We start from the raw sequence: 18,435 nt of genomic DNA on the forward strand, positions 1-18,435 counted from the left end.
GACCGGCTTTATTCCCATCAGCCCGTTCGAGACGGTATGACCACGAACGCGAAGAACGAGACTGCGACACTCGAGGCAGACGTCGATGCCGTCGTCCTCGACATCGACGGCGTTCTCGTCGACGTCGCCGACTCCTACCGGCGCGCGATCATCGAATCCGTCGACACCGTCTACGACCGGACGATCCGCAAGGACGACATTCAGCAGTTCAAGGACGCTGGCGGCTTCAACAACGACTGGGAGCTGACCTATGCCGCCGCACTCTACATGCTCGCGACCGGCGAGGGCTACGACGCCTCACTCAAGACGTTCACCAACGAAATCGCTGCTGCGGGTGGCGGACTCGAGGCCGCAGAGAGCGCCGTCCGCGACGGTATCGGCGCACAGGCGACGAAACGCGTCACCGACCGCTGGGATCGCGAGCGCCTGCGTGATGTCTTCCAGCAGCTCTATCTCGGCGACGAACTTTACCGGGCGCTCGAGGGCGGCGAGCCTGACGACGACCTGCGCCAGGAAGGGTTCATCCACGACGAACCGGTGATCCTCGATGGGGAAACGCGGGACTGGCTGCTCGAAGAGGCCGTCATCTCCGTCGGTGTCCTGACCGGCCGACCCGAGGCAGAGGCCGAAATCGCGCTCGACCGCGTCGGCCTCGCGGGCGACATTCCGGTCGAACACCGGTTTACGATGGACGACTGGGACGAGGGCAAGCCACACCCGCACGCGCTGACGACGCTGGCCGAGCGCTTCGACGCCGACAGCGTCGTCTTCGTCGGCGACACGCTGGACGACGTGCGAACGGCGACGAACGCGAGTGAGGCGGATCCGAGCCGTGCGTACTACGGCATCGGCGTCCTGACCGGTGGCCTCACCGGCACAGAAGGTCGACAGAAGTATGGTGACGAAAACGCAGCGGCGGTACTCGAGTCGGTCAACGAACTCCCGGCGTTGCTCGCGGACGAGTAGGCGGGCCGTCCAATCGCCGAGCCACCCAGTCCTCGGGTCGACGACTCGGACACACGGTCAGGAGCCAGCAGGTTCGCACGCCCGTTTTTTGCCACCGCTCGGTGTAGCGTGGTCCCATGACCGCACCCGACCCCTCGTTTTCCTGTGACCCCACCCTGCCCGGCGAGCCGACTCCCGTCTGGCTCGCGGAACCGGCCGACGCGGCACTCGATAGGCCAACGGGTGATGCAACTGGCGACTCAGCAGGTGAATCAGTCGGCGAACCCGCCCCCGCGCTCACAACAGATCGAACTGTCGACGTCTGCATCGTCGGCGCTGGCATCGCCGGCCTCTCGACCGCACTCGAGGTACGCGAGCGCGGGAAGACGGTCGCGGTCCTCGAACGCGACCGGATTGCGGCGGGCATTACAGGCAAGTCGACGGCCAAGCTGACCAGCCAGCACGGAGCGATCTACGACTACCTACGCCGGGAGTTCGGTCGACGGGAGGCGAAACAGTACGCAGCGGTACAGGAGGAGGCAATCGACGCGGTCGAGCGCCGGATCGAGGAGTTCGGAATCGACTGCGGCTTCGAGCGCCAGCCCTCGTACCTCTACGGAAACGATCGAGATACGATTGAACGCGAAACCGACGCCGCCGAACTGGCAGGACTGCCGGCGACCTTCGTAACCTCGGTACCGCCGTTCGAACGGGCGCAGGCCGCCGTCCGGTTCGACGACCAGGCGTGGTTCCACCCGCGCCAGTATCTCCTCGGAATCGCGGACGTGCTGCAGGAGGACGACGGTGCGACTGTCTACGAAGGAACCCGCGTGACGGACGTCGAGTCCGGCACGCCGTGTCGCGTACAGACCACGTCGGCGACGGTGACCGCCGAGCAGGTCGTCCTCGCGACCGGCTTTCCGATCCTCGACCGGGCGGGCTACTTCGCGCGGATGCACCCGAAACGATCCTACGTACTCGCGCTCCGTCTCGACGGCGAACCGCCCGAGGGGATGTACTACCGGACGGGAGACAACTACCGCTCTGTTCGGACGTATCGCAGCACTGGGGGTGGGAAGGACGGGAGCAATGGGGGAGAGAACGACGACAGCGATAGCAGGGGCGACGGAAGCAACAACGGCGACAGCGAAGACCTCCTCCTCGTCGGCGGCGAAAACCACAAAACCGGCCAGGGCGGCTCGACGGTCGAGCGCTATCGCACGCTACTCGAGTGGGCTCGCGAACGATTCCCCGTCGAGTCGGTCGCCTACCGCTGGTCGAACCAGGACTACAAACCGGTCGACAAGGTGCCGTTCGTCGGCCGCGTCGGCGCGGGGGCGCAGAACGTGTACGTCGCCACCGGCTTTCGCGGCTGGGGAATGACGAACGGTGTTGCCGCCGGCCAGTTGCTGGCCGCACTCATCGACGGCCGCAAGCCGCCCGAACGGAAGTTGTTCGATCCGATGCGGCTCACTCCGAAGGCGTCGGCGAGCAAGACGATCACCGAGAACGTCGACGCCGTGAGCGAGTTCGCGACCGACTGGCTCCGTACGATGCTCACGCCCGAACTGCGCTCGCTCGACCCCGGCGAGGGGACCGTGATCCGTCGCGGCGGGAAACCAATGGCGTGTGCGCGGGACGCAGACGGTGACCTGCACGCGACTTCGGCCGTCTGCACCCACATGTATTGTCTCGTCGAGTGGAACGACGCCGAGTGTAGCTGGGACTGTCCCTGCCACGGCTCGCGGTTCGCACCGGACGGCGAGGTACTTCAGGGGCCAGCAAACGAGGGGCTCTCGAGTGCCAGCATCGATGGCGGTGTCGATGTGGGTGATAGCGCAGGTGCCGAAACGGGTGTGAGCATCGACATCGACAGGAGTGGTGTCGGTAGCGGGAGTAGAAGCGAGGAGGAGGACAGAGGTGAGGGCGAGGATTGAGGGGTGGGCAGAAATGAGGGTGAGGATTGAGGAGGAGTCGGAGATGAGGAGAGGAATTGAGGAGAGGGCGACAACAGCAAACTCGAAGTCTGTCGAAATCAGTGACCGAGGATAGTACTCGAGCGGTGTGTTGCATACAGAGCAGAGAGATAGCACAGCGACACTGTTTGTTTCGTTCCTAATGCCCTACCCCACCCGGCCAGTACATCTGCGAACTTACCGAAGACGGAAGAGTAGCAGAAGCGCGACTGGGGTCAGGAAGGCAGGAAGAATGCCGCCGAGAAAGAGCAATTCTGGAGGGAGAAAGAAGATTAGCAGCAGTACAATGTTGGCAATCAAAAGTGCGATGATCAGATTGAGACGGAAGACGACTGCGTTCTCGTTCATTATTTCGTGTTTCTACTTGTTCTCAAATATGTGTCTTGTGGATTAACTACTTGGACTGCACTGACCGACCACTACCAACGGAGATCGGCTTCAGTCAGTACCACATTCGCGCTCTGTATCCAGCACACACTCTGTGCCGGTATCCGGGGATCTCAATCGAGCCGAACTCGAGTCCCACCTGCTCCCAATGACGATGACAAAAACGCGCACAGTTTGTACAGCCAGAAACACATCAAACCAGAAGATTGTTAGCCACCCAACATGCCGAGGTGAGTATGGATCGAACTGACGTGTTTCTCGCGCTCATCACCTTCCTGCTGGCGGCGCTCGTCTACGAGGTCAGCGACCCGAATACGCCGGGTATCATCGCTGTCCCCGTCTTGTTACTTCTGTATCTGATTCCGATCTACCTCGGCGCTGTCTTCGTGTCGAAATTGGCTGCAGCAGAGAGTCCCATTGCGGACCAGACAGGGCGTGAGAACGAGACGAGTGGGCGGGATGGCTAACGGCTCAGTGGGTCCGAGCCACGCTGAAGCCCTGGATACTCCGCGATAATTCCATCCACGTTCGCCGCCGCAAGCTGGTCGTACTGCAGCCAGGTCTCGACTGTCCAGACGTTGACCGTGCGTCCCTCCTCGTGGGCCGTCTCTACGATGTCGACAGCCGGCTCTTCGGAACCAAACCCAGCGTACTCGGTCCCAGCGAGGGGAATGCCAGCGATTGCGTTTCGTGGCGGGTGGATCGCCTCGCAGTCGTACCGGCGCGCGAGTTCGAGGCCGGACTCGAGTGCATCCCAAACGAGCACAGCAATATCGTACTCGGGGCCAACGTCGCGGGCTGCGGCGAGTGCGCCCTCGCAGAACGACGAAAAGAGGATCTCGCCGTCGAACGCGTCGCAGTCGGTGACGACGCGCTCGACGAACGGCGTCCACAGCGCACGTCGTTCTGCCCGTTCGTCCGGCCCCAACAACTCGGCGAAGCGAAGGTCGCTTGCACCGCAGTGTTTCAGTTCGACGTTGACGGCGACGCTGTCGGGAACGGCCGCGAGAACGTCGGCGAGCGTCGAGACCGTCTCCTCGGTTCCGAGCACGCTGGCGGACTGGATGGCCTCGAGATCAGCCTCCCAGACGAGTCCCGTAGCATCGGTGAGCGGACGGCCGGCGCGCGAGCGGGACGGGGCGCCCTCGAGCCGCTCGTCGTGGATGACGACCGGCGTGCCACAGGCGGCGGGCTGGACATCGAGTTCGATCATTGCGGTGTCCTCGCGGGATGCAGCCGCGACGGCCGCGCCGACGGTGTTCTCGGGTGCGACGCCGGCGTAGCCGCGATGAGCGATGAGTGCGGGATCGGACATGTACTCGTCCTCGAGTCGACGCACGCGGTGGAGTGTCTTGGGGGCTACGACGGCTGGTTCAGTTCAGGGCTGCAAAGCGAGAGGGGTGTCGAGGTCGAACGGCGGCACTCGCCGCGGACACGTTGAACACCCTGGCCGTCGAACGACAGTCCATGGCCGACAGCACGCTCGACGATGTGAGACGAGCACTCGATCGCGCGACCAAACTCGAGGAGGAGGAAGCGCTGTCCGTCCTTCGAACTGCCCGCGAGGATCTCAACGCACTGGAGAGCGATGCAGCCGTCGACGAGAAGCGACGGCAGGAACTCGCGGATCGTGTCGACCAGCGCATCCGCGAGGTGGAGAACCGGGACGACTACGACAGCGGTCTCGGCGCGGCGATGAATCCGGACGAGGACGAAGCACCGTAGGACGGCGTTCAGTCGACGGTGTCGGCCGAGACGTAAGCCTGGAGTAGCGTCCGCCTACGGCAGCGAGGCCGCACGCGCTGTGGTTTTTTGGTGTCTAGCAACGGTTGAGCGAGGGGCAATCGGCACCTAATGAGGCGTTGTGACCGCAACGGTCGTGATCCTTTTATCACGTTCTCGGTGACCGTCCGCCTATGACGAAGCCATCTCGACGCCGACTCCTCCAGGGACTCACAGCGGGGGGTATCACGCTCGGTGCGGTCCAGTGGAGTGACAGGACGGTGCGAGCGCGACGACAGACGAACACGGACGCGAATACGGATACGCACACGAACATGGACACGGACACCGAGGGATCACTCTCGGTCTCGATCACCGAGACGAACGCGCCCGTACCCGCCGGCGAGTACCTGCGGGTCGAGACAGCGCTCACGAATACCGGCTCCACAGACATCCAAACCGAGGCCGTGCTCGTCGTCGGTTTCGGCGAGACGGAGATGACACGCCGCGGAATGACAATCGGCGCTGGCGAGACGGAGACGATTCGGCAAGGCTTCTACACCTATCCCGTCCCGCAGGACGACGAGTTCCCCGTGCGTGTCGAAACGCCACACGGCGTCGCCGAGCAGACGGTCAGCGTCACCGCAGCCGAGGCGTTGCCGAGCGCTCGTCCCGACGACGAACTCACTGTACAGCCGGGTACTGAGGTGCTGTTCGAAGCCGAAGCCGTCGATCCGGACGAGTCTCAGACGACGATCTGGTGGGTTGACGGCGAGAGCGTGACCAGCGGCGTCGGCGGAGCCTGGGAGTGGCAGTACTACGAAACAGTCGGCGCGGACTTCTGGTGGCACGAGTTCGACGAGCCCGGTAGCCACGAGGTGACTGCAGCCGTTATTCCGGACGATGGACCAACCGGACCTGGAGAAACCGTCGAGGAGACCTACGCTGCCCGCTGGGAGATCGAGGTTACCGACGACGGCGCGGCATCGCCGTCCGTCGAGGGCGTGCGGCCGACCGAACGCGTCGTCTCGGTTCAGGAGGGCGACCAGGTCGAGTTCGAACTCGAGGCGACCGATCCGGACGGCGGACTCGACCGCGTCGTCTGGTGGCTCACCCAGGCAGACCGTATCCTCGGCGTGACCGAACTCGAGGGCGATGCTGATACGGCGACGGTTTCGATCGAGGGCGGCTGTCACACCTGTCACGTCGTGCCGTGGGTAATCTGCGACGACGGCACCGCCACTACACTGAGTTCGCGGTGGGAGATTGACGCAGTCGGGAATGAGGACGACGAGGACGAGAGCGAGGATGACGACGACGGAACGGGCACCGGCCAACTCGACCTCTCGATCCAGGGAACGAACTCGCCCGTCGACGCCGGCGACTTCCTCGAGGTAACCGCGAGCGTGACGAACGACGGGGCCGAGACGCGGACGGCATCGGTCGAGCTTATCGTCGGGCACGACCCGACCAGTGTCGACAGCGAGACGGTGACGCTCGAACCCGGCGAGAGCGAGACACTGACGCTCGGCTACGAGACGTACGAAACCAGTCAGGACGAACAGTTCCCCGTCCGCGTCGAGAGTGACGGCGTTACAGCCGAGACGAGCGTGCAGGTGTTCGCCTGAGATCCAGGTGTTCACCCGAGCTTTTCGACTGAGACCACGCTATTCACGCAGTCGCGGCGAGATCGACCGATCCCCGCACCCTTTATTCGAGTGCCGACGAGAGTGACAGGCATGCGAATCGCACTACTCGGCGGCACTGGCGACATCGGCGAAGGGCTCGCACTCCGCTTCGCCCGCGATACCGACCACGAACTCCTCATCGGCTCGCGCGACCCCGAAAGGGCGCGCGACGCCGTCGAGGAATACAACTCGGTACTCGAGTCCCACGGCGCCACAGCAGATTGCAAGGGCTTCGCCAACGAGATGGCTGCGGACCGCGCTGACGTCGTGATCCTCAGCGTGCCGCCGTACCACATCGGCGACACTGTCGAGGCCGTTGCGGACGTGCTCGACGAGGACACAATTCTGGTCACCCCCGCCGTCGGCATGAAGGGTGACGAAGACGGCATGCACTACCACCCGCCGGGAACGGGCAGCGTCAGCGAACTCGTCGCCCAGCGCGCGCCGGACGGCGTTCCCGTCGTCGGCGCGTACCACAACCTCGCGGCCGGAAAGCTCGCGAACATCGAACTCGAGTTCGACCTGGATACGCTGCTCGTCGGCGACGACGGAGACGCGAAAGAGTTGGTGCGAAACCTGACGAACGAAATCGAGGGACTGCGCGCGCTCGATGCCGGGCCGCTCGCGAACGCGGCGGAAGTCGAGAGTGTGACGCCGCTGGTCATCAACATCGCAAAGCACAACGAGGAGCTGCACGACGTTGGCGTGAAGTGGGTCTGATTTCGGCGACAGCAGTTCTACGACACAGCACAGCCCTAAAATCAGACTCCAGCGAAACCGCTCACAGTGCGCAGCTGAGAGAAACAAAACGCCGAGTCGCAGCAGAGCTTACGCGCCCGCGGACTCGAGTGCGTCCTCGAGGTCCCCGCGCTGGGTGACACCGACGAAGCGCTCGACGATGCCGTCGTCGTTCTCGATGATTAGCGTCGGCAGCGAGCGTACCTGGTACTCGTTGGCGACGTCCTGCTGTTCGTCGACGTTTACCTTCTCGACCTCGAAGCGACCGTCCCAGTCGTCTTCGAGCTCTTCGAGGATCGGGTCCTGCGTCTTGCAGGGGCCGCACCAGTCCGCGTAGAAGTCCTTAAGCGTGACAGTCATACGGTTCAGCGCTAGTTGCCACGCGCGGCGCATAAGGGTTTCCCAGTCGTAACGGCTTGCCGCCATCGTGGCTGCGGCGGCATAACGAGCCGCGAGCAGCGCACAGCGAACCGCGAACCGAGAACTGCGAACTGCGAAGTGAGCAGCGAGGGTACTCGAGTCGATTCACCGAGCGACCCACAACTACCTCTGGGAGTCGAAAGTTTTAGTTCCCGGAGCGCATAGGGACTGGTATGGATAAAGGACAGAATACTGGCGGGCTGATGTCCAGTGCCGGCCTCGTCCGGTACTTCGACGCGGAAGACTCGAACGCGATTCTCATCAACCCGAAGACGGTCATCGCGACGGGCGTCCTGATCGGCGTCCTCGTGCAGTTGCTGACGTTCGTTTCGTAAGCGTCGCAGGTAGCACATTTTCGCGGCACGATTCATACCGTACCCGATAGCACCCGGCACCCATTGACATCCTCCCCGCCCTGAAGGGCGAGGTTTTGCGCCTGTTCATCCCATAACAACTGCCACCTGATAGCAACCGCCACCCGATACCGACAGGATTCGTCGCCGTGCGCGCCACTTTTGACCCTCGTCTCCCTACGCCGATCTATGACACTTCAGGCGGGCGTCGTCGCCGTGCAGGGCGACGTCGCAGAACACGTTGCAGCCATCGAACGGGCCGCAGCGGCCCACGGACGCGACGTCGAGGTCCGCGAAATTCGCGAGTCAGGGATCGTTCCCGACTGTGACTTCCTCGCGATGCCCGGCGGCGAGTCCACGACCATCTCCCGACTGCTCCACGACGACGGCATCGCACCCGAAATTCAGGACCACGTCGCGGCCGGCAAGCCGCTGTTCGCCACCTGCGCCGGCCTGATCGTCGCCGCAGCCGACACCGGCGACGAGCGCGTGGACGAACTCGAGTTGCTCGACGTGACGGTCGAGCGAAACGCCTTCGGCCGACAGAAGGACAGTTTCGAAGCGCCGCTCGACGTGGCAGGGCTCGCGGACGACGAGCCGTTTCCGGCGGTGTTCATCCGCGCGCCGGCGATCGCGGACGCGGGATCGGCCGAGGTGCTCGCGACGTGGGATGGACGGCCGGTGGCGGTGCGAGACGGGCCGGTCGTGGGAACCTCCTTCCATCCGGAGCTAACGCCTGACAGCAGAATCCACGGACTGGCGTTCTTCGAGAACGATGAGGCGGCGCTGCCGGCCTCGGATTCGGCGTAAGCGTAACCGACTAACACAGCGCAGGTATGCGTTCGCAACCGGGCACGTTTTTCTTCCCGGCCGCCGTCGCTAGGGCTATGCAGGCATCTATCGACGCGGTTCGCGTCGCCGGCACTCCGCAGGGCCCGGTCCCCGTCGTCGTCCTCGAGATCGACGGCAAGAACGACGTGGTCCCCATCTTCATCGGATTCAACGAGGCCTCGAGCATCGCCCGCGGCCTCGAAGCCGAGGACATTGGCCGGCCGCTGACGCACGACCTGTTGCTCGACGTGATGGAAGAGTTGGGAAGTCGAATCGACCGCGTCGTCGTCAGCGAGATCGAGAGCCGCGAGGACGGCCAGGGCGGCACCTACATCGCCGACCTCCACGTCGCGACGCCCCGCGGCGAGACCGTCATCGACGCCCGGCCGAGCGACTCGCTCGCGCTCGCCGCGCGAACGAACGCTGCGATCGAGGTCTCGGAGGCCGTCTTCGAGGACAGTCGAGACGACAGCGAGAAGTTCGCGGAGTTAGAAGACATCCGTAACGTCTCCGGTGAATTGTAAATGGACGATACGCTCGACGAACTGTTCGCCGTCATCGAAGATCGGAAGGAAACGCTGCCCGAGGACTCCTATACCGCCTCACTCTTTACCCACGACAAGGGCGAGAACGCGGTACTCGAGAAGCTCGGCGAAGAGACGACGGAACTCATTCTCGCGGCGAAGGACGACGATGACGAGGAAATCGCCTACGAGGCGGCGGATATCGTCTACCACCTGCTTGTCTTGCTCTCGATGAAGGACATGGAGATCGAGGATCTCGAGACGGAACTCGAGGCGCGGCGCTGATTCGCAGGTCCGTTGGCTTGCTGGCTTGCTGATTACGCCTTGCAAACGCCTATCGGACGTTGATGAGCAGTGCCGGTGTCCGTTCTGTGATGGCGCTCGACCAGCTTCCACACGCGGACGACCACATGCAGGAATGTATCGACAACTGTCTCGAAGCCGCGCAGGTCTGTGAGTGGTGTGCAGACGCCTGCGCCGAGGAAGGCGAGGGAATGGCCCGCTGCATCCGGCTCTGTCGGGACGTGGCGGACATCACGACGCTGCACGCTCGCTGGATGGCGCGGAACTCGGGTTACCACCGAGAGCTCGCCGAACTCTGTGCGGACCTCTGCGAGGAGTGTGCCGAGGAGTGCGAGCAACACGACCACGACCACTGCCAGGCCTGTGCGGAGATCCTGCCGGAGTGTGCCGAAAGCTGCCGAGAGATGGCAGCGAGCTAACCACAGCGGTGACGAGCCACGAAACGCAACCGAACATTTTTGCGACAATTCGTTGAAGAGATCCGTATGAGCTCGCCACCCCGCCGCAGCGCCGACCTCGGCCGCGGAATCGACAGGCTGGCAACCGGCTGCAAGCGGTACGGACCCGGTCGGCTCCCGAATGCCGACCGGCGCGATATCGGGGCCGGCTACGCGGGCGCGAGCGCCGCCCTCGCGATCAGCATACTGTTCGCCCTGAGCATGCTCGCGCTCGCACAGCTCGGCTCGCCGTTCGGCGTCGGTCACCCCTTCTGGGCACTGAGCGCGATCGCCGCGCTTCCGATCGTCGTCCCGGCAGCGTTCCTCGTGGGTGTCCTCGTCTGGCGGACGCTCTCAACGATGAGCCCGACGACCATCCCCTACTTCGGTGCTGTCGCGGGCCTCGTCGCAACGATTCTTACCTACCTCGTCTCGATTGTGATTGTCTTCATCCTCGCTGTCGGGCTCCACGCTACCGGCGGGTCGGACGCGGTTCTGTGGGACGCTGCAACGCTGACCGCGCTCATCGCGATTGTTGCAGCGACGTTCACAGCCTGGTTCACGCTCCCCCTCGGCTGTCTGAGCGGCGCGATCTACGAACGTGCTCGCACTCGATCGGTGCCGGACGCGCCCGCTACCGGCGCGGGTTCGGATTAAGCACGCCGCCGACCGCGCCAGCGATGGCGCTCTCGAGTGCCATCACGAACGAGATGGCAAGCGCGACGAGCAGGATACCGAGGCCGGCGACGCCGGAGAAGAGACCGCCGATCGGTCCGGCCGCCCAGCCCGAAACCGCGACGATGAGGGCGATGAGCGTGCCGCCGACGAGTCCGCCGAACGCACCGGCGAGCAGTCCGTGCCAGAAGCCGCTGGCGAGGCCACCGCCGGCGAGGTAGCCCGCAACGAAGCCACCGAACAGGACGGCGACGAGCTGTCCGATGCCGGGAACGACCACGCCGACCACGCTCAGGACCGTTGCGACCAGAAATCCAATAATAACCGCGCGCCAGTTAGTCATCGTGTCTCTCTTCGCGTCGTGAACGGATAAGCGCTCGCCGCATAACGAACGACCTTTTAAGACCGCGCGTTCTACCTGTGAGCATGATTTTCGAAGACCTTCCGACGACGCCCACGTCGGAAGAGCTGATCGACAAGGCGTTTTCGCGGGCAGCGCGGGCCGGCAAGGCCAAAGGCGGCCTCGAGGCCCAGCAGTCGATGCTCCAGACCGCGGCGAACATCATCTCAGACAACTTAGAAAACGTCGTCACGGCCTGGCCGGACTTCGAGTACGAGGACGACGTCCACCCGTTCTACTACGAACTCGCGGACGCGATCGTCGACGTCGACGAGTTGCGGCAGGCGCTCTCGGAGACGATGTGGGCCAGTCGGAAGGCCCGCGAGATCCACAACGAGTACCAGCCGCGGCTTCGCAAGACCGACATCGACACCGCCCGCAAGCACCGCAAACAGGCCTTCGCCCGACTCGCAGACATCGTCGAGCAGATCAACGACGAACTGCTGTACATCAACGAGTCGCGAAACGACCTGCGCGATTTGCCCGAGATCAACCCCGAGGAGCCGACGATCGTCGTCGCCGGCTACCCGAACGTCGGCAAGTCCTCGTTCGTCAACGACGTCACGAGCGCCCGCGGCGAGACGGCCTCCTACCCGTTCACGACGAAGGGGATCGGCGTCGGCCACTTCGAACACCAGCACATCCGCCACCAGATCGTCGACACCCCCGGCCTGCTCGACCGACCACCGGCGGAGCGCAACGAGATCGAATCTCAGGCCGTCAGCGCCATCGAACACCTCGCCGACTGCATGCTCGTGATGGTCGATCCCAGCGCCGAGTGTGGCTATCCGCTCGAGTCCCAACTCGAGTTGCGCGATTCGATCGCGGCCCAATTCGAGACGGTACCGGTGTTGACGCTCGCGAACAAGGTGGACCGCGCGGAGGCGTGGGACGAGAGCCTGCTCGACGAGTTGAACGCGGACTACGAGATGAGCGTCGAGACGGGCGAGAACGTCGAGACGGTGCTCGAGGCGGCCGTCGAGGCGATCGACTTCGAGCCTGAGTTGCCGTTCGACGGCTAACTGGCGTATGAACTCACGAGGCCACGACCGGACGAGCGGGCGAACTGGCGAACGGACGAGTCGAGCAGACGGAGTGAGGAGCTGACAAGAGCATGAAGGGACCCGGCATCTTCAGCATGCTCCAGATCGCCGCCGGACTCTCGATGGCGGGGCCCATGTTCGTCGTCGGCTTCGAGTTCGTTCGAACGGACCGCATCGTCGCCGGCATCGGTTTTTTCCTGCTCGGAGCGATCGCACTCTACTTCCCGACGTATCTCGTCAAGCGTATCGGTGGGCCGCGAAACTGGCTTCGCTGGCTGGCCAGCAGCGTGTGGTCGGCAGTGAAGCCAGGACCGGACTCGAGTGGAGACCGGGAATCCGCAAACGGAGACGACAGTCAACGACAGTCGTTGCAATCGACGGTTTTTGGAACACGGAGACAGACGGAATCGACGGTAGAGGCGGCAGAGAAGGCAAAGGAGCCAGAGAAGGCAGAAAAGACAGAAAAGACAGAAACAGGAGAGATGACGGAGAAGGAACGCGAGTCGGCTTCGGAGACAGAGTCGACACGATCCAGTCGGCTTGAGCGATTTCTCAGACGATAGCGTCGGAAACCGTCACCGTCCTCAGCGCTCGACCTGGCCGATATACCTAATCTCGACGATCACGTCCTCGTTCGTCTGTTGGTTGATCCGCTCTGCTAACGTATCGGCAATGCCGGGCTCTTCTGAACCCGGCGGACCGCCGATTGTCACGATGACACGCTCAGGCCCGACGAACGGGTAGTCCTCGTCGACGATTACCTCCGTTTCGATGAGTTGGTACTCCGCGAACGCATCGTCCTCGAGGACGATTTCGGCCTCGTTCTGGGCGCTCTCTTCGAACGTCGCAAGCCCGTAAGATGCGTAGGTGATTCCGCCGAGGAAGACGGCGAAGATGAACACGATTGCGGCGAGTCCGACGACTCGCTCGCGGACGCGTTTTTCTGTTTCGTCCCGCGAGAACAGGTTCTCGGGGCGATAACCGGCGTACCAGAGCGTCAACAGTCCGGCGAGGTTCACCGAGAGCACGTTGACGAGGACGAGCGCGGTCGAGCCGATCGCGGCCGACGGCTCTCCCCAGGCGATGGCGACGCCAGCGGCCGCAGCGGGCGGAATGAGCGCGGCCGCGATCATCACCCCGACGAGTGCGACGGAAATCCCAGTCGCGATGCTCACGATGCCGGCGACACCCGCACCGAGTGCGACTGCAAGCGAGAGTAAGTCCGGTGTGAGCCGTTCGGAAATTTCGTCGATGGACCCGATATCGAGGCCCGGCGGAACGATGTTCGTCGTCCGGACCAGCCAGGCGAAAACAGCCGCAGCCGCGATTGCGAGCACGATACCAATTATCTGGTAGAGGATACTCTCGATGAACAGCTCCTCGTCGTCGATCACGGAGCCGACGCTCGCGCCGAGTGCCGGCCCGATCAACGGCGCGATGACCATCGATCCGACGACGACAGCCGGCGAGTCGAGCAGCAGGCCGGCGGTCGCAACGACCGCGCTCACGATCGTCATCGTCGCGTAGACGCCGAACGTCGGGGTCAACGACTCCGCTTCGGCCTGTAGCTCCTGGCGCGAGATGCGGTCTGACTCGACATCACCCTTCTCGTACTCATCTCGGAGCGCCTGAAACCGGCGTGAAATTACCGTTTCGGCATCGACGACGACGGTGTAGGCGTCCTCGTCGATCCCAGCCTCCTGCAGTTCGTCGAGAACCGGTTCGACCGCAGCCGATGGCAGCGGGAAGTAGACGACAGCGGTATACTCCCGGTTGCTGGCCTCGTCCGTGACGACGTAATCGATTTCTCGCTCGTCGAGCGTCTCGAGAATCGTCTCTCGTCTCCCAGTTGGAACCGTCAGCTGTACGAGGCGCACGTGAGCCACTGAATACCCCGGGGGTCATAACTTGGGGGCATCTCCGAACGATCTGCTGGCGGGAGAGACGCCACAGCGCCGGCCCAGTCACGGTGCTTATAAACCCGAGAGCCCCGTAGCGGCGGTATGTTCGATACCCGTCCCAATCGCGAGGCCGAGGTCATCCTCGTCGGCCGTTCGAACGTGGGCAAGTCGACGCTCATGCGCGAACTCACCGGTCACAGCTTCGACACGGGTGGCAATCCCGGCGTCACCCGCAGTCCGAACCACTACGACTGGGCACCCGAAGACTTCGTCATCACCGACCTCCCCGGCTTCGGCTTCATGAGCGGCGTCCACGAGGAGCAACGCGAGCAAATCAAGACGAACATCGTCCAGTACATCGAGGAGTACGCCGACAACGTCCTCGTCGCGGTTCTGGTCGTCGACGGCAAGAGCGTCATCGACATCATCGACCGCCACTCCGGCCCCGACGAGATCCCTTACGACGTGGAGATGTTCCACTTCCTGCGGGAACTCGAGATCCCCACCGTCGTTGCAGTCAACAAGATGGACAAAGTCGACGACCGCGACGAGCGGCTGAACGAACTCTGTGACCGCCTCGGGATCCTCCCGCCGTGGAAGCAGTGGCAGGAGACCATCGCGCCGATCACCGCGAAGAACGGCCAGATCAGTTCGCTGAACGAGTCGGTTCGGGAGCACCTGCACGAACAGAACCGGGACGATCTGTTCAAATTCTTCTGAGCGAACGTTTGCGCTGCGGACCAGCAAAGCTGGCCCTCGGCACAATCTCGAGAGAAGGCAAAGCTCTCTCGGCCCTCGCGGGAGTTTCGATCCCGCTTCGCTCGATAAAAACTCGCGGTAATCAGTGTGGAAAGTACCTTCCCGAAGGGGATATAAAACAGTTCGTACCTTCTCTGCGACTACCCGACGAACGACAAGTACAAACGAGGACGTCACCAGGGCAAAGTACCAATCTTCCTATTGACTGTCAAAAACGGCGTGCTAAATACAGAGGGCGAATCGGTCACCGACGAAGATTGGGCTGCTCGAATCGGTAGAGACACAGAGCTTGCTTACTCGCATCATTGCTGAGTATTCCAACCAAACAAGACAGTAGTACCCTATGCGGGCGGGTTTGCGCCGTCACCAAATCCACTTCCATATGATTCGATAACTTCCGTAACGGTGACCTCATAGGCATCGTACCACTCTGTCCACCGCTGTTTCGCCTCTTTGTGTTCTGAATATGCGCCGAACGTCTCAAGCGCGTCTAAGGACTCCCAGTAGTACGCGACGAGAACCTCCTTACTCTCTGGCGCATGCCACGTCCGCTTACCGAGATAGCCTTCCGTGTCTTCGGCAGCCGCTTGTATCGCGTCATTCAACTCATGAAACTCTGCGTCGTACTCCCCGGGATCGAGGCGAAACATAACCAAATACGTCATGACTGTGCCTTCGTCCATACGAACAAGATGCTTCCCCTATAGTAGCCACTGCAAGTCAATGCACACCTGATCGCACGGCGGCTGTGCGATCAGTGTGTAAATAGTTGCAGTTGTTACTATAGCATACAATAGTTAGCAAGCAACGACACGCCGACACACCCGAGTCGGATTTAGGTTTCTGGCCACCTTCGCCGGGAACTTCACACCTAAGCTTCGCAACTGAAAATATTGGCATGAACAGCCCTCTAAATTGAGTTCGAGTAAACCTATGGTGAGCATCCAATGACACGACACAATAGCCAATCCGACAGGAATCGGTTCGCAACTAGCGCAGTCGGCTCAGCTGGAACCGAGACGCGTCATCACAGAGAGGGCACAAACGATGTTATCCCGCCTATTCACCTCTCGACTACGTTCGAGTGGGCCAGCGGAGAGGACGCCAACGAACACGACTATTCCCGCGAGAGCAACCCGACGCGGGCAGTGCTCGAAGATCAGTTGGCCTCCCTCGAAGGCGGCGAGCATGCATTGGCGTTCGCCTCCGGGATGGCTGCCACATCGACGACGATGCTGTCGCTAGTCCCCCCGGAAGGCCATGTCGTCTCTTCGGACACCATCTATAGCGGAACCGAAAAACTGCTCACGGACCACATGGCCGGACATCTCGACATTGACATCGACTTCGTTGACGCCCGTGACCCCGACAATGTCGCCGATGCAGTCAACGCTGACACTGACTTGATCTGGGCAGAAACACCGTCGAACCCCTTAATCAGGTTGTGCGATATCCAAACGATAGCCGACATCGCCGATGACCACGATACCTTGTTCGGCGTGGACAGTACATTTGCAAGTCCGTACTACCAAGCTCCACTTGAACTGGGCGCTGACATCGTCATTCACAGCACAACCAAGTATCTCAATGGGCATTCCGACTCGATCGGCGGTGCCGCTATCGCCGACGACAGTGAGGTTTTCGAACAATTGGCGTTCGCGCAGCGGGTTGGGCTTGGGAATATGCTCTCGCCGTTCGACTGCTACCTTGTTACACGAGGCATCAAGACGCTGCCCGCGCGGATGGAACATCATGAGAAGAACGCAATGGGAGTTGCCCGGTTCCTCGAAAGCCACGATCGGGTCGCTCGTGTCTACTATCCGGGTCTTGAGAGCCACCCGCAACACGATCTTGCGAGTGAGCAGATGTCGGGGTACAGCGGGATGCTGTCCTTCGAGTTCGATGGGGCACTCATCGAACTTGAGGCGTTCGTCGAGGGACTTGAGGTATTCACGCCAGGGGCGAGTCTCGGTGGGGTTGAGAGCCTTGTGGAGGTGCCGTCACTAATGCTCCCCGATGAGTTCAGTCGGAGTGAGGGCTCGGCGGAGATTCCCGAAACGTTGGTTCGGGTATCTGTTGGCCTCGAAGACGCTGATGACCTCTGCGAGGATCTCCGGAAGGCACTACCGTAGCACACATCCCTCTCTCCTCCCGACATCCCGATCGTAAGCGAGTCGATTGTCCACCAGATGTGGCAGCCGCAAGCGGGAATACGAATTGTTTCTAAACAGGAGAGTACAGACAGGTGGGTACAGATTATTCGAGCGGTTCGATCTCGTCACCGGGGCGAATCTCCCCGTCTTCGAGAATGTCCGCCCGGAGCCCACCTCGGTGAGTAAGAGCCTGCAACACGCCGTCCTGAGTGATGCGCTGAAGGTGATTACAGGGTTCGCACAGTCGATCCCCCCGACAGATGGCGTCACCGACTCGGAATCGTTGTCCGACGAGGTGGTTGAGTGCGACATCACGGGTTTCGATGTTCCGTCGGTGTTCTCCTGGTGCGAGTTCAATTCCGGATTCGCGTTCGATTGCTGTTATAGCCTCTTGCTCGATCAACGTGAGGTCGTACCCATCGTGGCGTTCCTCATCTGGCTCCCACCCGACGAAGGTTCCCGTCTCAATCTCGCTAAAGTAGCGATCACCTCGGAGCCCCTGTCCGGCAACTGCTTCAACGTCGGTCTGTTCTTCCATCTCCGCTTCAGCTTCAGGTGCGATAAAAATCCGTTCGACAGTACCACTCCCAGTCATGTGTGATATGCGCGTTTAGCACAGTATAAACACTCGGTTGTGAGAAATGTTGTCACTTGGTGGTATGTCGACGAATCATACCGAGTGATTGGTTCCTCAGATATCAAGTGAAACAAACGAATCCGCCACGCTGAATTCATCTTCTGTATTCATCACGACGCTACGAATCTCACTCAAACCTGATAGAACGCCTGCTGATCAATAAGCAGACCCACTTATCGGCCAGTTCACCGGGAGAGTTGATGTAGTCAACACAATTAGAAGAGTTCTATAAGCCTTCTTCCCCGGGTTAGACAACCCTCGTAACTACTCGAGTCGACACCCAGTTGTTCGTGTGGAGGCTTCAGCAGAGAACGTTATCAAAACTCGGCGGCAGCAGTAATCGCTTCCGTCCCCAGCGTAACAACATCGTCAGGCAGGTCGCTTTGAAGAAGATCTGCTTTCGTGTACCACTCCCACGCCGCAGCGTTCACCTCGTCATTGGCAGGCGAAATATCGCGGCTCGGGACCGTCGCGTAGTAAATCAAATCGTATGTGTTTAGCCCGGGCTGATTTCGGTACTCTCTCGTAGGAAGCGTTCAACAG

23 protein-coding genes are annotated in these 18,435 nt (G+C 61.8%); 16 read left to right on the forward strand and 7 right to left on the reverse strand.

The genetic code is table 11. The annotated features are described in order from the left end of the window. Positions 1 to 36: 36 nt before the first annotated feature. A complete protein-coding gene (locus tag BBD46_RS06005; RefSeq protein WP_071400821.1) occupies positions 37 to 966 on the forward strand; it encodes a TIGR01548 family HAD-type hydrolase in 930 nt (309 codons plus the stop codon). Between the two features lie 116 nt (positions 967 to 1,082). Then, entirely contained in the window at positions 1,083 to 2,882 is a 1,800-nt protein-coding gene (locus BBD46_RS06010; protein WP_071400822.1) for an FAD-dependent oxidoreductase, read from the forward strand. A gap of 216 nt (positions 2,883 to 3,098) precedes the next feature. On the opposite strand, the gene BBD46_RS22565 is transcribed toward BBD46_RS06010, so the two are convergent. Further along, positions 3,099 to 3,269, reverse strand: coding sequence for a hypothetical protein (locus BBD46_RS22565; protein WP_171908160.1), 171 nt, complete (start codon positions 3,267 to 3,269; stop codon positions 3,099 to 3,101). Between the two features lie 275 nt (positions 3,270 to 3,544). On the opposite strand from BBD46_RS22565, the gene BBD46_RS06015 reads away from it, so the two are divergent. Continuing rightward, complete coding sequence (locus BBD46_RS06015; protein WP_071400823.1) at positions 3,545 to 3,775, forward strand: hypothetical protein; 231 nt, start codon at positions 3,545 to 3,547, stop codon at positions 3,773 to 3,775. On the opposite strand, the gene BBD46_RS06020 is transcribed toward BBD46_RS06015, so the two are convergent. Further along, positions 3,772 to 4,623, reverse strand: coding sequence for a glycerophosphodiester phosphodiesterase (locus BBD46_RS06020; RefSeq protein WP_071400859.1), 852 nt, complete (start codon positions 4,621 to 4,623; stop codon positions 3,772 to 3,774). The two genes, BBD46_RS06015 and BBD46_RS06020, sit on opposite strands and share 4 nt — an antisense overlap. A gap of 152 nt (positions 4,624 to 4,775) precedes the next feature. On the opposite strand from BBD46_RS06020, the gene BBD46_RS06025 reads away from it, so the two are divergent. From BBD46_RS06025 to npdG, 3 genes are all read left to right on the forward strand, one after another. Then, on the forward strand, positions 4,776 to 5,033 hold the full coding sequence (locus BBD46_RS06025; RefSeq protein ID WP_071400824.1) for a hypothetical protein: 258 nt from the start codon (positions 4,776 to 4,778) through the stop codon (positions 5,031 to 5,033). 191 nt (positions 5,034 to 5,224) lie between these two features. After that, on the forward strand, positions 5,225 to 6,658 hold the full coding sequence (locus BBD46_RS06030) for a hypothetical protein (RefSeq protein WP_071400825.1): 1,434 nt from the start codon (positions 5,225 to 5,227) through the stop codon (positions 6,656 to 6,658). Positions 6,659 to 6,769: 111 nt separating this feature from the next. After that, positions 6,770 to 7,438: an NADPH-dependent F420 reductase gene (gene npdG / locus BBD46_RS06035; RefSeq protein WP_071400826.1), complete on the forward strand. Its 669-nt coding sequence runs from the start codon at positions 6,770 to 6,772 to the stop codon at positions 7,436 to 7,438. Positions 7,439 to 7,546: 108 nt separating this feature from the next. Here npdG and BBD46_RS06040 read toward each other — a convergent pair whose 3' ends face one another. Further along, positions 7,547 to 7,882: a thioredoxin family protein gene (locus BBD46_RS06040; protein WP_139173513.1), complete on the reverse strand. Its 336-nt coding sequence runs from the start codon at positions 7,880 to 7,882 to the stop codon at positions 7,547 to 7,549. Positions 7,883 to 8,049: 167 nt separating this feature from the next. On the opposite strand from BBD46_RS06040, the gene BBD46_RS06045 reads away from it, so the two are divergent. The 6 genes from BBD46_RS06045 (at position 8,050) to BBD46_RS06070 (ending at position 10,981) form a co-directional block, all read left to right on the forward strand. Then, the gene (locus BBD46_RS06045) at positions 8,050 to 8,211 is read left to right on the forward strand and encodes a preprotein translocase subunit Sec61beta (protein ID WP_004217418.1); all 162 of its coding nucleotides are present in this window, start codon (positions 8,050 to 8,052) and stop codon (positions 8,209 to 8,211) included. Positions 8,212 to 8,418: 207 nt separating this feature from the next. Beyond that, positions 8,419 to 9,039, forward strand: a complete 621-nt coding sequence (pdxT, locus tag BBD46_RS06050; RefSeq protein ID WP_071400828.1) for a pyridoxal 5'-phosphate synthase glutaminase subunit PdxT — start codon at positions 8,419 to 8,421, stop codon at positions 9,037 to 9,039. A gap of 77 nt (positions 9,040 to 9,116) precedes the next feature. Beyond that, positions 9,117 to 9,584 carry a bifunctional nuclease family protein gene (locus BBD46_RS06055; RefSeq protein WP_071400829.1) on the forward strand — a complete coding sequence of 156 codons (468 nt, stop codon included), beginning with the start codon at positions 9,117 to 9,119 and terminating at the stop codon, positions 9,582 to 9,584. Further along, on the forward strand, positions 9,585 to 9,869 hold the full coding sequence (gene hisE, locus BBD46_RS06060) for a phosphoribosyl-ATP diphosphatase (protein WP_071400830.1): 285 nt from the start codon (positions 9,585 to 9,587) through the stop codon (positions 9,867 to 9,869). An 89-nt stretch (positions 9,870 to 9,958) separates the two neighbouring features. Then, on the forward strand, positions 9,959 to 10,306 hold the full coding sequence (locus BBD46_RS06065) for a four-helix bundle copper-binding protein (RefSeq protein WP_071400831.1): 348 nt from the start codon (positions 9,959 to 9,961) through the stop codon (positions 10,304 to 10,306). A 66-nt stretch (positions 10,307 to 10,372) separates the two neighbouring features. Then, positions 10,373 to 10,981 carry a hypothetical protein gene (locus BBD46_RS06070; RefSeq protein ID WP_071400832.1) on the forward strand — a complete coding sequence of 203 codons (609 nt, stop codon included), beginning with the start codon at positions 10,373 to 10,375 and terminating at the stop codon, positions 10,979 to 10,981. Here BBD46_RS06070 and BBD46_RS06075 read toward each other — a convergent pair. After that, positions 10,959 to 11,342, reverse strand: coding sequence for a DUF5518 domain-containing protein (locus BBD46_RS06075; RefSeq protein WP_071400833.1), 384 nt, complete (start codon positions 11,340 to 11,342; stop codon positions 10,959 to 10,961). The two genes, BBD46_RS06070 and BBD46_RS06075, sit on opposite strands and share 23 nt — an antisense overlap. An 83-nt stretch (positions 11,343 to 11,425) precedes the next feature. On the opposite strand from BBD46_RS06075, the gene BBD46_RS06080 reads away from it, so the two are divergent. Both BBD46_RS06080 and BBD46_RS06085 read left to right on the forward strand, forming a co-directional pair. Further along, positions 11,426 to 12,421: an NOG1 family protein gene (locus tag BBD46_RS06080; RefSeq protein ID WP_071400834.1), complete on the forward strand. Its 996-nt coding sequence runs from the start codon at positions 11,426 to 11,428 to the stop codon at positions 12,419 to 12,421. Positions 12,422 to 12,513: 92 nt separating this feature from the next. After that, positions 12,514 to 13,005, forward strand: a complete 492-nt coding sequence (locus tag BBD46_RS06085) for a hypothetical protein (RefSeq protein ID WP_071400835.1) — start codon at positions 12,514 to 12,516, stop codon at positions 13,003 to 13,005. 21 nt (positions 13,006 to 13,026) lie between these two features. Here the strand turns inward: BBD46_RS06085 and BBD46_RS06090 are convergent, their stop codons facing one another. After that, positions 13,027 to 14,319 carry a TIGR00341 family protein gene (locus tag BBD46_RS06090; RefSeq protein ID WP_071400836.1) on the reverse strand — a complete coding sequence of 431 codons (1,293 nt, stop codon included), beginning with the start codon at positions 14,317 to 14,319 and terminating at the stop codon, positions 13,027 to 13,029. A 126-nt stretch (positions 14,320 to 14,445) separates the two neighbouring features. On the opposite strand from BBD46_RS06090, the gene engB reads away from it, so the two are divergent. After that, complete coding sequence (gene engB, locus BBD46_RS06095) at positions 14,446 to 15,063, forward strand: GTP-binding protein EngB (protein ID WP_071400837.1); 618 nt, start codon at positions 14,446 to 14,448, stop codon at positions 15,061 to 15,063. Positions 15,064 to 15,443: 380 nt separating this feature from the next. Here engB and BBD46_RS06100 read toward each other — a convergent pair whose 3' ends face one another. Then, positions 15,444 to 15,785, reverse strand: a complete 342-nt coding sequence (locus BBD46_RS06100) for an antibiotic biosynthesis monooxygenase family protein (protein ID WP_253184509.1) — start codon at positions 15,783 to 15,785, stop codon at positions 15,444 to 15,446. Positions 15,786 to 16,049: 264 nt separating this feature from the next. Between BBD46_RS06100 and BBD46_RS06105 the strand changes: the two genes are divergently transcribed. Continuing rightward, positions 16,050 to 17,234, forward strand: coding sequence for a trans-sulfuration enzyme family protein (locus tag BBD46_RS06105; protein ID WP_071400838.1), 1,185 nt, complete (start codon positions 16,050 to 16,052; stop codon positions 17,232 to 17,234). A gap of 124 nt (positions 17,235 to 17,358) precedes the next feature. Here the strand turns inward: BBD46_RS06105 and BBD46_RS06110 are convergent, their stop codons facing one another. Beyond that, the gene (locus BBD46_RS06110) at positions 17,359 to 17,850 is read right to left on the reverse strand and encodes an MOSC domain-containing protein (protein WP_071400839.1); all 492 of its coding nucleotides are present in this window, start codon (positions 17,848 to 17,850) and stop codon (positions 17,359 to 17,361) included. Positions 17,851 to 18,435: the final 585 nt, after the last annotated feature.

The sequence above is a fragment of the Natrialba sp. SSL1 genome, from assembly GCF_001861355.1.
GTDB lineage: Archaea > Halobacteriota > Halobacteria > Halobacteriales > Natrialbaceae > Natrialba.